The following is a 13,782-nucleotide window of genomic DNA, read 5'->3' as shown; positions in this document are numbered from 1 at the left end:
TATCTCCTTCCGTTCCCCTTCTATAAGAGACGGAAATAATGGTTCAAAGTTTAATCGAACCTCATAAGGGAATATAAAAAAAGCGGACAACCATATAAGTCATCCGCTTTGAAGTGCCCAGAACAGGACTCGAACCTGCATGCCTCTCGACACACGCACCTGAAACGTGCGCGTCTACCAATTCCGCCACCTGGGCAATTCAGCACTTTTCAGTGAATCAATCTCTCTTGATTGCGGTTGCAAAGGTAGCAACTTTTTTGAAACTGCCAAACTGTAACCATACTTTTTAAATAAAAAAACGGCCACCTCCCTTTCGGGAAGCAGCCGTTTCAGATTTTATGCTTATGGGAAGAATTACATCATACCGCCCATGCCACCCATACCCGGGTTCATGGCAGGAGCTGCCGGAGCTTCTTCTTTCTTTTCAGCGATCACACATTCCGTAGTCAGGAACATACCAGCAATAGAAGCGGCATTTTCCAAAGCTACACGTGTTACCTTAGCAGGGTCGATTACACCGGCTGCACACAAGTTTTCATACTTGTCTGTACGGGCATTGTAACCAAAGTCACCCTTACCTTCTTTTACTTTCTGAACAACTACCGCACCTTCTTTACCTGCGTTAGCAACGATCTGGCGCAACGGTTCTTCAATAGCACGTTTAACGATTTCGATACCGGTTGTTTCGTCTTCGTTTTCACCCTTCAGACCTTCCAGTGCTTCGATAGCACGGATATAAGCAACACCACCACCAGGAACCGTACCTTCTTCGATAGCGGCGCGAGTTGCATGCAGAGCATCGTCAACACGGTCTTTCTTTTCTTTCATTTCAACTTCAGAAGGAGCACCTACATACAATACGGCAACACCACCGGCCATCTTAGCCAGACGTTCCTGCAGTTTTTCTTTATCGTAGTCGGAAGTCGTATTTTCGATCTGAGTCTTGATCTGGCCGATACGAGCCTGGATAGCATCCTTATCGCCTGCTCCGTTTACGATAGTAGTCGTGTCTTTGTCTACCGTAACCTTTTCAGCCGTACCCAGCATATCCATAGTAGCACCTTCCAGCTTTAAGCCTTTTTCTTCGGAGATCACAACGCCACCTGTCAGGACAGCGATATCTTCCAGCATAGCTTTACGACGATCACCGAAGCCCGGAGCCTTGACAGCACAGATCTTCAAAGAACCACGCAGACGGTTTACAACCAAAGTTGCCAATGCTTCGCTATCGATATCTTCAGCGATGATCAACAGAGGACGACCGCTCTGAACTGCCGGTTCAAGAATAGGCAGCAAATCTTTCAATACAGAGATCTTCTTGTCGTAGATCAGGATATACGGATTTTCCATCTCGCATTCCATCTTTTCCGTGTTGGTTACAAAATACGGAGAGATATAACCACGGTCGAACTGCATACCTTCTACCACGTCTACTGTTGTTTCCGTGCCTTTAGCTTCTTCTACAGTGATAACACCTTCTGTTTTTACTCTCTGCATAGCTTCAGCGATCAGTTTACCGATAGCTTCGTCACCGTTAGCAGAAATCTTGGCAACATGCTCGATCTTTTCGAACTGGTCACCAACAGCTTCAGACTGGGCAGCGATGCTTTCTACGACTTTAGCCACCGCTTTGTCGATACCACGTTTCAAGTCCATAGGGTTGGCACCCGCCGTTACATTCTTCAGACCGACACCGATAATAGACTGTGCCAGAACTGTTGCAGTTGTCGTACCGTCACCGGCATTGTCGTTAGTCTTGGAAGCGACTTCCTTAACCAACTGAGCACCCATGTTTTCAAACGGGCAAGCAACTTCAACTTCTTTAGCTACCGTTACACCGTCTTTTGTAATGTGCGGAGCACCGAATTTCTTTTCGATGATCACATTACGTCCCTTCGGACCCAGTGTTACTTTTACTGCGTTAGCCAATTCATCCACACCTTTCTTCAGAAGGTCGCGGGCATCCATATCGTATTTAATTTCTTTTGCCATGATTTCTATCGTTTTATATAAATGTATAAATATTTCTTAATTGTCAATTATCCACTATCAATTGTCAATTGTTTAGATAATAGCCAAAATATCAGACTGACGCATGATAAGATATTTTTCACCGTCCAGTTCGATTTCCGTACCTGCATACTTGCCGTACAGTACAGTATCTCCGTTCTTTACAACCATTTCTTCATCCTTTGTTCCGTTACCTACGGCGACAACTTCACCTTTTAAAGGTTTTTCTTTTGCTGAATCGGGAATAATGATTCCGCCAAGTGTCTTTTCTTCTGCTGCAGCAGGCTTAATCAGCACTCTGTCTGCTAATGGTCTAATGTTCATCGTTGTATATTTTTTAGTTGTTAATAATATTACGTTAATCTTGTGCTTTCTTATCGCACATAAACGTCTATGCGAATACTGTGCCAAAACTGTTGTCAGGAAAAAGACTGACAATTTTGCATTTTAGAAAGACAGACAATGCAAATATATCTGACAGGATGACCATCCTGTTACAAAAAAACTTCCCCATTACAACAAGAAAATGAATGGGGAAGTTCAATTATCAGTCTATTTATAGTAGAAACGGGTGTACCTAAAGGCACAAAATTGAAATTGCAGCTAGAATCTTTCGATCAGTTCTTCTAATGTGACAAGAGACTGTTCGCCTGTCAACATGTTTTTCAGATTGATCTTGCCTTCATTTATTTCGTTTTCACCGACAATCGCCACAAACGGGATCTTTTTCGTATCGGCATATCCCATCTGCTTCTTCATTTTGGCTGATTCAGGATACAACTCCGTACGGATACCGGCAGCACGCACTTTCGAGATCAGAGGCAACAAATAGTTTTCTTCCTTCTCGCCGAAATTCACGAACAACAGTTGCGTGGTCTTCAAAGAATCAACCGGATAAAGTTCCAACTGGTTTAGAACATCGAAAATACGATCGGCACCGAAGGAAATTCCGACACCTGACATACCGTCCATACCAAACACACCGGTCAAATTGTCATAGCGTCCCCCCCCCGTGATACTTCCGATCTGGACATCCAACGCTTTCACTTCGAAGATAGCACCCGTATAGTAGTTCAGACCGCGTGCCAACGTCAGGTCCAGTTCCAAATCAGCTGTCAGCTCTAACTTCTCGATGCGGTCCAGGATAAATTCCATCTCGGCAATACCTTTCATCGCTATTTCCGATGCTGCCAGTTCCTTTTTCAAAATAGCCAGCTTTTCACGATTCGTACCTTTCAGCATAATGATCGGCTGCAAACGGGCTATCGCACCTTCAGACAATTCTTTAGAACGCAATTCATCATTTACATTATCCAGACCGATCTTATCCAGTTTATCTATAGCAACCGTAATATCGACAATCTTATCGGCTTCACCGATTATTTCGGCAATGCCGGAAAGAATCTTACGGTTGTTCATCTTGATACAGACACGGATTCCGAAACGGCGGAATACCTCATCCATAATCTGGATCAGCTCGACTTCATTTACCAACGAATCGGAACCTACCACATCTCCATCACATTGGTAAAACTCACGGTAACGACCTTTCTGCGGACGATCGGCACGCCATACCGGCTGTATCTGGTAACGCTTGAATGGGAAAGCGATATCATTACGGTGCTGTACCACATAACGGGCAAAAGGAACCGTCAGGTCATAACGCAAACCCTTCTCGCAAGCTTTCATTCCGAATCTTACGGCATTGCGCTCCGACAGTTCTTCATCCGTTATTCCGGAAAAGCAATCGCCGGAATTTAATATTTTGAAAAGCAACTTATCGCCTTCTTCTCCATACTTGCCCATCAGCGTAGACAGGTTTTCCATAGCCGGCGTTTCGATCTGCTGAAATCCGTACAGATGATATACTTCGCGGATAGTATTGAATATATAATTACGCTTCGCCATTTCTTCTGGCGAAAAATCTCTTGTTCCTTTAGGGATAGACGGCTTTTGCATGATTCACTAATTTATATTTATTTAGGCTGCAAAGGTAATGCTTCCTGTTTAATCCCGGCTTCTTCCCCCCAGGAAAATCATGATATAATATAATAATGTAGCAAGCGAACCCAAGGCAGCCACTACATACGTGTAAGCAGCAGAACGCAAAGCATCTTCAGCCTTGTCATGCGTATAGACATTTGTGATGCCGGCATTGCTCAACCATACCAAAGCCCGCTGGCTGGCATTGATCTCGACCGGTAGTGTAATGAAACTGAATAAAGTCGTCGATGCAAAAAGAATAATACCAAACAGCATCAACTGGGGAAACGTATTAATCAACAGCATACCACCCAACAGCACCCATGTCATAATGTTGGAAGCAAAGCTGACGACCGGAACCAAAGCCGAACGCATCCGAAGAGGCGCATAAGCCGTAGCATGCTGGACAGCGTGTCCGCATTCATGAGCTGCAACGGCTGCGGCAGCAATACTGTTACTGTAATAAACCGATTCACTCAGATTGACGGTCTGGTTTGCCGGATTATAATGATCCGTCAAATGTCCGGGAGTGGAAATCACCTTTACGTCATAAATCCCGTTATCATGCAACATCTTTTCAGCCACATCCTTTCCTGTCATACCATTCGGCATAGGAATCTTGGAATATTTTTCAAACTTGTTCTGGAGTCTGGAAGAAACCAACCAGCTAAGAAGGGCAAAACCGATAAATATAATCCAATACATGCTCATATTTTTCTAATTTATAATAGTTATACTAAATCATAAACGACAAAAAGTCTGCCAAAAATAAAAATGGCAGGAGATCATCCTTCCGGGATGTGGTCTTCTGCCATTTTGTATTATTTTCAGGTTTTATTCTTCGGTATATCTGACAATTGTTTGCTCACGGTCAGGACCGACAGATACAATCTTGATCGGAACTTCCAGCTCTTCTTCCAAGAAAGAGATGTAAGCATTGAACTCTTCGGGAAATTCGTCTTCACTTTGCATTTTCGTCATATCGACATTCCAACCCGGCATTTCCACATATACGGGTTCGATGCCTTCATTGATTTCAAACGGAAACTCTGTTGTTTCTTCGCCATTGACTTTATAAGCAATGCAAGCCTTTACTGTTTCGAAGCCATCCAGCACATCGCTCTTCATCATGATCAGTTTCGTCACACCGTTGATCATGATCGCATATTTCAACGCAACCAAGTCAATCCAGCCGCAACGACGTTCGCGTCCGGTTACAGCGCCATATTCATGACCGATCTGACGGATCTTGCTGCCTGTTTCATCAAACAGCTCTGTCGGGAACGGGCCGCTACCGACACGTGTGCAATAAGCCTTGAAGATTCCATAAACTTCACCGATGTTACGCGGAGAAACCCCCAAACCGGTACAGCAACCAGCACAAATCGTATTGGAAGAAGTCACGAACGGATACGAACCAAAGTCAATATCCAGCATAGTGCCCTGTGCACCTTCGGCCAAAACAGACTTGCCTTCTTTCAAATAGTTATTAATCACATGTTCGCTGTCGATCAAACGAAACTGTTTCAAATAATCCAAAGCCTTGAACCACTGTGCCTCCAATTCAGTAATATCATATTCATAATTCAGAGAACGCAGAATCGCTTCATGTCTTGCTTTTGCAGCTGCATACTTTTCATCGAAATTATGCAACAGGTCGCCTACGCGCAGACCGTTACGGCTGATCTTATCCGTATAAGTCGGACCGATACCTTTACCGGTCGTACCGATTTTACCTGACCCTTTCGCAGCTTCGTAAGCAGCATCCAATATACGGTGAGTAGGCAAGATCAAATGAGCTTTCTTAGAGATACACAGTTGTTTGGTCAGGTCGTGCCCGCTGGCAGCAAGCGCTTCCGCTTCCTGTTGGAACAACAACGGATCCAGTACGACACCGTTACCGATAACGTTTACCTTACCCCCTTGGAAAATACCGGAAGGGATGGAACGTAATACATACTTTTCACCGTTAAACTCCAAAGTATGTCCAGCATTGGGACCTCCCTGAAAACGAGTTATCACATCGTAATTCGGAGTCAAAACGTCGACAACTTTTCCTTTGCCTTCGTCACCCCACTGCAATCCTAATAGAACGTCAACTTTCATCGTTTATATATTATATAGATGTTAATATTCTTACTTCTTCCGCTGAAGCCGGTACTTACATTTGCTACATAAGCCATAAATGTAAAGCGCATGATATTCCGGAGTGAAACGCGATATCTTCAACGCTCCGACATCTTTCTTTAGTGTTGCATCCTTCAGCTCTCTGATTGCCCCGCATTTCATACAGATCAGATGCAAGTGTGTCTCCGCCAGCATCCGTAATTCATACTGTACAGCCTGGGCCGTCAGCTGATGGCGCACAATTAAGCCGCTGTCTACCAAAACGTCGACCGTGTTATAAACAGTAGCCCGACTGACATGAAAATTCATTTCCTCCAGTTTCTGATGAAGCAAACACATATCAAAATGACCGGGGAAACTGCATATACACTCCAATATGGCATAGCGTTCCTCCGTCTTTCGTAGTTTTTTCTCGGCAAGATATCTGGTGAACAGGTCTTGCATCTCTGTGTACTTTTTTGCATCCATCTTCAAGTTGCGACTCCACGCGACCGACAAAGTTAGCGCATTTATTTTAAACGCAAAGCCTTAACGGCAATATTCAAATTCAAATTTTAAATCATTATATATTTCCTGCCCTTCGGGCGTCTGCATGAATTCAGGAAAATCATCGAACCCGCCCAACATTTGCTGCGCCCGTTCAGCCGACTGTCTTCCATAAAATTTCATGGCTTTCATCGCAGCCTGCTTTTCTTTGAAGGACGCCTCGAAATCAGTCTGGGCAAGCGTCCGCATACATTCCGCGACAAATGCGGTCCTCACCGGTGCTATCAAATCCTTTCCTTCCTTAAACAGTTCGGCCCAGACTAGATAAGCCACCGTACGTGCATATTCGTCTTCCACATTAAAAATCAACCCGAGCAGCAAATCCTCCACATCCGGCAACTTATAAAACAAATTGTGGCTGCACTGCTCTGCAATTTCCAAATAAGGGATTTCTTTCACCCATTGCTTCGCCTCTTGGGACGAGAACTCGTCTACCGGCTGCAAGAAAGAAGCCAATATCTTGAATTCACGGATGTCTTCTTTCCACAAAGCAGCGGCCAGCTCAGAGTCCGGTTTATGTGTAGTGGCAATCTGCTTGATTTCAGGCAAAGGAACACCGAAATTCAGCTTATAGACAATACCCTTCTCGCGCATGCTGGTAGAGATCACCCCATTCATCGCCTGGCGAAGCTGGGTCCGTATTTCTTTTAATTCATTCTGTAACATACGCTTTATTATTCATTATAGGAAGGTAAAAACGAATACTCCTTGCTGTAGCGAAGCATCTGATCGGTATACCCTTCGGTATAATCCAGCACAATATCCGTTACATCTCCCTTATCGTTCTTGACTTCCTTCATCACCGGGTTCACGAATCCCTTATACGGAGCCAGGTTCAATTTGGCATAGCGTTCGAGCACTTCGGCATGAAGAGCCGGATCGACCTTTACGGCATACTCCTCCACCAGTTTCTTTCCGGCGGAAAAATCACCTTCACTCTTGATACGCTGCACTTCCGCCAACAAAGTTCCGAACAGTTCACGCAGCTTGGCATAGTCATTGACCACCACGTATGTCTTGCCATCCCGCTGTTTCAGTTCAATCACGTTATCAGCCTTTCCTTTTTCATATACCCATTTGGCAATCAGCTGACGGTTGCGCATATGGGCTTCTTCAACATTCTTACCTTGCTCGATCCGGACCAGCTGTGTCATCAGGCCATTCATTATATATTTATAGTATTCAGCCTTATAAGCCTCTGCATCCGGCACAAGTCCGAGTTCCACCAGCTTGGCATCTCCAAGATAGTACAAACCGAAAAGATCGGCACGCGCCTCTTCCAAAGTCGAACTGTAGGCCTTCAAAGCATCCGGATCGGTATCGGGAAGCAATTTACCGGAACCATGTCCCAAGCATTCATGCAAATCGGTATGCAGATTGTCGGTGATGAATCCGTATTTCTTCAATCCTTCTCGCTCCTTCTCACTCCAGACAAATTCCTCATTGAAACCATTTCCCTGAGAAGCTTTGTCGTATGCCTCGGTGATATTCTCGATCGTAACGGATTTCGAACCATGATCGCGGCGAATCCAGTCGGCATTCGGCAAGTTGATGCCAATCGGAGTTGCCGGATAGCAATCACCTCCCAACATGGAAACCGTAATTACTTTGGCACTGACTCCTTTTACTTTTTCTTTCTTAAACCGTTTATCTACAGGAGAATGATCTTCGAACCACTGCGCATTATCGCTGATCACTTTTGTTCGCTTCGTTGCCTCCTTATTGATAAAGTTCACGGTCGACTCCCAGCTGGCTTTCATTCCTAACGGATCTCCGTATGTTTCGATAAAGCCGTTCACAAAGTCGACATCCGATGCCGTATCTTCCACCCATAGGATCGAATAGGCATCGAAGATTTTCAAGTCGCCGGTCTGATAATATTCGATCAGTTTCCCGATGATTGACTTTTGCGCATCGTTCTCGGCAAAAGCCACGGCTTTCCGCAATTCCGACACGATCTTTTCAATTGCCGGCGAATAGAGACCGCCTACCTTCCACACTTTTTCGACCAACTTGCCGTTCTCTTTTACCAAACGGCTGTTCAAGCCGTAAGAGATCGGAGAAATCGTGTCTTTCCCAGCTTTCATCCGGGCATAGAAATCCTCAACTTCTACCTGGGTAACTCCTTCGCCATAATAATTGTTGGCCGAAGCCCGAATCAGGTCGACATCGCCACTCTGCACCGTACGCTTCGCCATCACAGCCGGATCAAAGATCACGGGACTGATCTCGGCGACAAACTGTTCCACCGTCTGCCCTTCACGTAGCGGAAGTGCGGAAGCACCGATCTGCGAGATACAAGTCCGGAGGAACTCAGGCGTAAAGCCGGGAACAAATTTGTCTTCCGCATAATAGTGATGGATGCCGTTGGCAAACCAAACCCGTTTCAGATAAGTTTCCAAAGCAACAAACTGCGGATCCGTACGATCTCCTTTATAGCCGGTATAAACAGCCTCCAGCGCACGGCGGATCGGCAGATTATAACGACAGTTCTGGTCGAACAAAATATCCCGGCCCATCAGGGCAGCTTCCGACAAATGATATAATAATTGTTTCTGCTTCAAAGAAAGGGATTCAAATCCCGGAACCTGATAACGCAATATCTGAAGATCAGCAAACTGATCCACGACATAATTGAAATTATCCTGAGTAGCTTCCACCTTCTCAGCCTTCTGCCCCGTACAGGCAGTCATAACCATTGCAGTCATAAGCGATAACATTATATTTTTCATATACTAACTTTTAGCTTTTCCTAATATTATTATTAAAAAGGTTTTCTCGCAAAGGTACAGATATTTCAGAAATTATACTAGTCATCTTCCTTTATTGCAATCTGAATACAGATAACTTATAAAGCAGAAATATGAGTAGATTTGATTTTTTTATTCCAAGGACATAGAAAGAGAAGAAATTTAATAACTTTGCCAATAGTAATGTTGACATAAAACAAAATGCGATGAAAACAAACATTCCTGAACGTATTGCCGCCCTAAGGGAAGCAATGAAACAGCATAAAATCGATGCTTATATTATTCCGACTTCCGACCCTCACATGAGTGAATATCCTGCCGACTGCTGGAAATACCGTGAATGGATTTCCGGATTCACAGGTTCGGCCGGAACAGTTATAATCACAGCCGATAAAGCCGGGCTTTGGACCGACTCCCGATATTTCCTGCAAGCCTCTACCCAACTGGAAGGGACAGGTATCGAACTTTTCAAAATGATGTTGCCCGAAACCCCGACAATCCCGGAGTTCCTGACACACGAACTAAAAGAGGGACAGACAGTCGGACTGAACGGCGAGATATACAGCCTGGCAGATGCCCGCTCACTGGAAAAGGCATTAGCGGAAAAAGAGATCAAACTGAATACAAACGCTTCGCTGATCGATCCGATCTGGAAAGAACGTCCCGCCATCCCTGAAGCTCCGATGTTTGAAATGCCGATCGAACTCAGCGGAAAATCAACAGAAGACAAACTACTCGATATCAACAAGATGCTACACAAGGCAGGAGCCGACTGCACCATTCTCTCCGCATTGGACGAAGTGGCCTGGACCTTCAATATCAGGGGTACGGACGTTGCCTATAATCCGGTCGTCATCAGTTATGCATTCGTTTCCGAGAAGGAAAGCGTACTGTTCGTGAATCCGAAGAAGATACCCGCTGAAATAGCAGAACATCTAAAAAAAGAAGGAGTGACACTGGCCGACTACGGCATGTTGGCGACCTTCCTGTCACGGCTGCCGGAACGGACACGGGTGTTCATCGACAGCAAACGGACCAACGTAGCCATCTACAATGCACTGCCCAAAAGCAGTATCCTGATAGAAGGAATCTCGCCCGCCAACCACTTGAAAAGCATCAAGAACGAGACAGAGATAAAAGGATTCCGCAACGCTGTCCTGAAAGACGGCATCGCCATGACCAAATTCTATTTCTGGCTGGAAAAGATGCTTAAAGCCGGAGAAAAGGTGACGGAGCTGAGTGCCGCTGCCAAGTTGACGGCTCTGCGCTCCGAACAGCCCCAATATGTCATGGACAGCTTTGCCAGCATATCCAGCTACGGTCCTCACGGAGCGGTCGTACACTATTCTCCCACACCCGAAACGGACACGGAGTTGAAAACGGACAGTTTGTACCTGCTCGACTCCGGAGCCCAGTATTTGGACGGAACGACCGACATCACCCGTACGATCGCCCTTTGCGACGAGCCGAGCGAGCAAATGAAGAAGGACTTTACCCGCGCCCTGAAAGGCACTATCGGAATTGCCAAATGCAAATTCCCCGCAGGCATACGGGGCTGCTTGATCGACGCCTTCGCCCGTAAAGCTTTGTGGGATGCCGGCATCAACTATCTGCACGGAACCTGCCACGGCATCGGCCATTGCTTAAACGTACATGAAGGGCCGCAAAGCATCCGCATGGAAGAAAACCCGGTAATCCTGGAACCGGGCATGGTGATGAGTGACGAACCGGCCATGTACCGCCCCGGCGAATATGGCATCCGTACCGAGAATATGATCCTGATCCGTGAAGACAGTGAAACGGAATTCGGAAAGTTCCTCGGTTTCGAAACTTTGACGTTATGTTACATCGATACGAAGCTGGTTATCCCATCCATGCTCTCCGTACGCGAACATGCCTGGCTGAACAAATACCACCAGATGGTGTACGACTTGGTAAGCCCGCATCTGAACGAGGAAGAGAAGGCTTGGTTAAAAGAGAAAACGGCAGAAATTTAATCAACGGACAATTGACAATGGACAATTGGTTTGCCGTTGTCCTCCTTAAATTGTCAATTGTCAATTATTAATTGTCAATTAAAAAGTTATGGCTTTAATAAAATCAGTAAGAGGCTTTACTCCCCAAATAGGTAAAGACACGTTTTTAGCAGACAACGCCACTATTATCGGCGATGTAGAGATAGGCGAAGGTTGCAGTATCTGGTTCGGGACTGTGTTGCGAGGCGATGTAAACTCCATCCGGATCGGCAACGGGGTGAATATACAGGACGGCTCCGTCCTGCACACCTTATACGAAAAATCGACGATTGAGATCGGCGACGATGTGTCGGTCGGCCACAACGTCACGATCCACGGGGCAAAGATATGCAACGGCGCCCTGATCGGGATGGGCTCGGTCGTACTGGACCATGCCGTAATCGGTGAAGGAGCGATCGTCGCTGCCGGTTCGGTCGTACTGAGCAAGACCATCGTCGAGCCGGGAAGCATCTACGCCGGTGTACCGGCCAAGTTCGTAAAGAAGGTGGACCCGGAACAGGCAAAAGAGATCAACCAGAAGATAGCCAAAAACTATCACATGTACTCATCTTGGTATAAAGAAGAGCACCGACCCACTATCACGGGACAGGATAAACAATACAATTGCAAATGAAAGAGTACAAATACATCCTGCTGGACCTGGACGGGACGATTACAGATCCGATGATCGGCATCACCCGATGCGTCGAATACGCATTGAATCATTTCGGCATACAAGTGAATGACCTTCGCGAGTTATGTCCTTTTATCGGTCCTCCTCTTCTGGACTCGTTCCGGGATTTCTATCATTTCACAGACGAACAGGCCAAAGAGGCTACAGAAAAATACCGGGAACGTTTTGCCGACACCGGCATTTATGAAAACAAACTGTATGACGGCATGAAAGACTTTCTTGAAGAGGCAACCCGGCAAGGGCGCATCCTGATGTTGGCGACATCCAAACCGACAGTCTTCGCCAAACGCATCCTGGACTATTTCGATATCGCCCGTTACTTCACTTTCGTCGCGGGCAGCGGCCTGGACGGTTCCTTCTATACAAAAGGAGATGTGATCCGTCATGTATTGGAAAGCAATAACCTGACGGATCATCCATCAGTCGTCATGATCGGCGACCGCAAACATGACATCATCGGGGCCAAAGAGAACAGGCTCGATTCGATCGGTGTGCTTTACGGTTACGGTGACCGGGAAGAGTTATCGCAAGCCGGGGCGGACTATATCGTAGAGGATATCGCCGGACTGCGCAATCTGCTGTTCCATCAATAGCACGCCCATTTTATCAGATAGCGGCAAAGCACATCTCCGCCGAAGATCCCCACGCAGTAGAGGATTCCCAACCTGTAGCCTTTCAGGTTACAGGACACTTTCAATGCCTGGAACATCCAGACCAGTGCCCAGATCAAAAAGACAAAAGAGACAAGCGACAACCAGATCCCGACAAGGAATCCGGGCTGTTGCATGATCTCTGCCGGAGGCATGTTCACATCTATCTGTGCGAGTTTCTGCATAGGCGGCAAGAAGTTGAAAAGGTTCATGACGATCAACGGCAATTGTGCGAAAACGACCGTTCCCAACACATCGACCATCCGTTTGCGTGAACGGGAAAGCAGCAATCCTCCCAAATAAAACATAACAGCCGGAATCAGCCAGACGGCAAGGTGCTCCACCGCATAACACCACCACGCCGGATTCGGAGCCGGACCAAAATGCAGCAACCCGTGATAATGCCAGCCGGAATAAAAAGAAAGAGCTGTCGATACCACCATTCCAGCCAGTCCCCAAAGCAATGCTTCCAGACCGGCAATCCGTTCAAAAGGATTAATCAATCCATAAAGATGTTGTTTGTTCATAACCTATTCGATTTTATTTAGTTTATCAATCAGATCGTCTAATACATTCCGGACAGTAGGGTAACTGACTCCCATATTCTTCGCCATATCCTTCAGGCTTCCGCTGGATTTGATGAAGTCGATTACAAACTGCTGTTCCTTATCCGTCAGTTTTGCCAGTACAGGCAGTTCAAATGTACCGCACACCTCCGTATCGCATTGCCCACAAAACATCCGACCCACTTTCAAAGGCGCGTCACAAGCCGGGCACTGCAAGGGGAGTCTTCTTTTGATCTCGTTATTCATAGATTTATTTCTTATTCTTGTTTATACTTGACTAAAAGATTACTTTACAACAAAAGTATTCAATAATTTATAAACATGCAATAAATAATAAATATTATTCATTACAATATAAATATTATTCAAATACATATACAATTATATCATTCATCCTCGTTCCAACATGAACCAGGCAAGGGAGCTAAATGAGCCACCGAG

13 protein-coding genes and 1 tRNA gene are annotated in these 13,782 nt (G+C 45.8%); 3 read left to right on the top strand and 11 right to left on the bottom strand.

Translation table 11 applies throughout. The annotated features are described in order from the left end of the window. Positions 1-114 precede the first annotated feature (114 nt). The 9 genes from KTG12_RS07230 to KTG12_RS07190 all read right to left on the bottom strand — a co-directional run bounded on the left by KTG12_RS07230 (position 115) and on the right by KTG12_RS07190 (position 9,398). Positions 115-196 (bottom strand) — tRNA-Leu (locus KTG12_RS07230). 158 nt (positions 197-354) lie between these two features. Continuing rightward, positions 355-1,992 (bottom strand): chaperonin GroEL, encoded by a 1,638-nt coding sequence (gene groL, locus KTG12_RS07225; protein WP_005636680.1) that lies wholly within the window; start codon positions 1,990-1,992, stop codon positions 355-357. 72 nt (positions 1,993-2,064) lie between these two features. Continuing rightward, a complete protein-coding gene (locus KTG12_RS07220) occupies positions 2,065-2,334 on the bottom strand; it encodes a co-chaperone GroES (protein ID WP_005636683.1) in 270 nt (89 codons plus the stop codon). Positions 2,335-2,613: 279 nt separating this feature from the next. Continuing rightward, positions 2,614-3,969: a histidine--tRNA ligase gene (hisS, locus tag KTG12_RS07215; protein ID WP_046452408.1), complete on the bottom strand. Its 1,356-nt coding sequence runs from the start codon at positions 3,967-3,969 to the stop codon at positions 2,614-2,616. Between the two features lie 48 nt (positions 3,970-4,017). Further along, positions 4,018-4,704: a zinc metallopeptidase gene (locus KTG12_RS07210; protein ID WP_005636689.1), complete on the bottom strand. Its 687-nt coding sequence runs from the start codon at positions 4,702-4,704 to the stop codon at positions 4,018-4,020. Positions 4,705-4,827: 123 nt separating this feature from the next. After that, a complete protein-coding gene (locus KTG12_RS07205) occupies positions 4,828-6,099 on the bottom strand; it encodes an adenylosuccinate synthase (protein WP_005636690.1) in 1,272 nt (423 codons plus the stop codon). 30 nt (positions 6,100-6,129) lie between these two features. After that, positions 6,130-6,588 carry a Fur family transcriptional regulator gene (locus KTG12_RS07200; protein ID WP_005636692.1) on the bottom strand — a complete coding sequence of 153 codons (459 nt, stop codon included), beginning with the start codon at positions 6,586-6,588 and terminating at the stop codon, positions 6,130-6,132. A gap of 60 nt (positions 6,589-6,648) precedes the next feature. Continuing rightward, complete coding sequence (locus KTG12_RS07195; RefSeq protein WP_138273260.1) at positions 6,649-7,332, bottom strand: DNA alkylation repair protein; 684 nt, start codon at positions 7,330-7,332, stop codon at positions 6,649-6,651. An 8-nt stretch (positions 7,333-7,340) separates the two neighbouring features. After that, the gene (locus KTG12_RS07190; protein WP_173022976.1) at positions 7,341-9,398 is read right to left on the bottom strand and encodes a dihydrofolate reductase; all 2,058 of its coding nucleotides are present in this window, start codon (positions 9,396-9,398) and stop codon (positions 7,341-7,343) included. 224 nt (positions 9,399-9,622) lie between these two features. On the opposite strand from KTG12_RS07190, the gene KTG12_RS07185 reads away from it, so the two are divergent. The 3 genes from KTG12_RS07185 (at position 9,623) to KTG12_RS07175 (ending at position 12,718) form a co-directional block, all read left to right on the top strand. Next, entirely contained in the window at positions 9,623-11,413 is a 1,791-nt protein-coding gene (locus tag KTG12_RS07185; RefSeq protein ID WP_155143619.1) for an aminopeptidase P family protein, read from the top strand. Positions 11,414-11,501: 88 nt separating this feature from the next. Then, positions 11,502-12,065, top strand: coding sequence for a gamma carbonic anhydrase family protein (locus KTG12_RS07180; protein WP_022322621.1), 564 nt, complete (start codon positions 11,502-11,504; stop codon positions 12,063-12,065). Continuing rightward, the gene (locus KTG12_RS07175) at positions 12,062-12,718 is read left to right on the top strand and encodes an HAD hydrolase-like protein (RefSeq protein WP_022322620.1); all 657 of its coding nucleotides are present in this window, start codon (positions 12,062-12,064) and stop codon (positions 12,716-12,718) included. The genes KTG12_RS07180 and KTG12_RS07175 overlap by 4 nt, the downstream gene beginning before the upstream one ends. Here the strand turns inward: KTG12_RS07175 and KTG12_RS07170 are convergent. Together KTG12_RS07170 and KTG12_RS07165 are read right to left on the bottom strand one after the other, a co-directional pair. Then, positions 12,712-13,302 carry a YIP1 family protein gene (locus tag KTG12_RS07170; RefSeq protein WP_216945421.1) on the bottom strand — a complete coding sequence of 197 codons (591 nt, stop codon included), beginning with the start codon at positions 13,300-13,302 and terminating at the stop codon, positions 12,712-12,714. The genes KTG12_RS07175 and KTG12_RS07170 overlap by 7 nt on opposite strands. A gap of 3 nt (positions 13,303-13,305) precedes the next feature. After that, positions 13,306-13,587, bottom strand: coding sequence for a DUF2089 family protein (locus KTG12_RS07165; protein ID WP_005650858.1), 282 nt, complete (start codon positions 13,585-13,587; stop codon positions 13,306-13,308). Positions 13,588-13,782 lie beyond the last annotated feature (195 nt).

It is taken from the genome of Parabacteroides sp. MSK.9.14 (assembly GCF_019041495.1).
In the GTDB taxonomy this organism is placed as follows: domain Bacteria; phylum Bacteroidota; class Bacteroidia; order Bacteroidales; family Tannerellaceae; genus Parabacteroides; species Parabacteroides merdae.
The sequence above is the reverse complement of the archived record's forward strand: the minus strand, read 5'-3'. Positions and strand labels throughout refer to the sequence as shown.

Coding starts and splice junctions, on each gene's coding strand:
- groL (WP_005636680.1), bottom strand. CDS start 1,992: ATGGCAAAAGAAATTAAATACGATATGGATGCCCGCGACCTTCTGAAG.
- KTG12_RS07220 (WP_005636683.1), bottom strand. CDS start 2,334: ATGAACATTAGACCATTAGCAGACAGAGTGCTGATTAAGCCTGCTGCA.
- hisS (WP_046452408.1), bottom strand. CDS start 3,969: ATGCAAAAGCCGTCTATCCCTAAAGGAACAAGAGATTTTTCGCCAGAA.
- KTG12_RS07210 (WP_005636689.1), bottom strand. CDS start 4,704: ATGAGCATGTATTGGATTATATTTATCGGTTTTGCCCTTCTTAGCTGG.
- KTG12_RS07205 (WP_005636690.1), bottom strand. CDS start 6,099: ATGAAAGTTGACGTTCTATTAGGATTGCAGTGGGGTGACGAAGGCAAA.
- KTG12_RS07200 (WP_005636692.1), bottom strand. CDS start 6,588: ATGGATGCAAAAAAGTACACAGAGATGCAAGACCTGTTCACCAGATAT.
- KTG12_RS07195 (WP_138273260.1), bottom strand. CDS start 7,332: ATGTTACAGAATGAATTAAAAGAAATACGGACCCAGCTTCGCCAGGCG.
- KTG12_RS07190 (WP_173022976.1), bottom strand. CDS start 9,398: ATGAAAAATATAATGTTATCGCTTATGACTGCAATGGTTATGACTGCC.
- KTG12_RS07185 (WP_155143619.1), top strand. CDS start 9,623: ATGAAAACAAACATTCCTGAACGTATTGCCGCCCTAAGGGAAGCAATG.
- KTG12_RS07180 (WP_022322621.1), top strand. CDS start 11,502: ATGGCTTTAATAAAATCAGTAAGAGGCTTTACTCCCCAAATAGGTAAA.
- KTG12_RS07175 (WP_022322620.1), top strand. CDS start 12,062: ATGAAAGAGTACAAATACATCCTGCTGGACCTGGACGGGACGATTACA.
- KTG12_RS07170 (WP_216945421.1), bottom strand. CDS start 13,302: ATGAACAAACAACATCTTTATGGATTGATTAATCCTTTTGAACGGATT.
- KTG12_RS07165 (WP_005650858.1), bottom strand. CDS start 13,587: ATGAATAACGAGATCAAAAGAAGACTCCCCTTGCAGTGCCCGGCTTGT.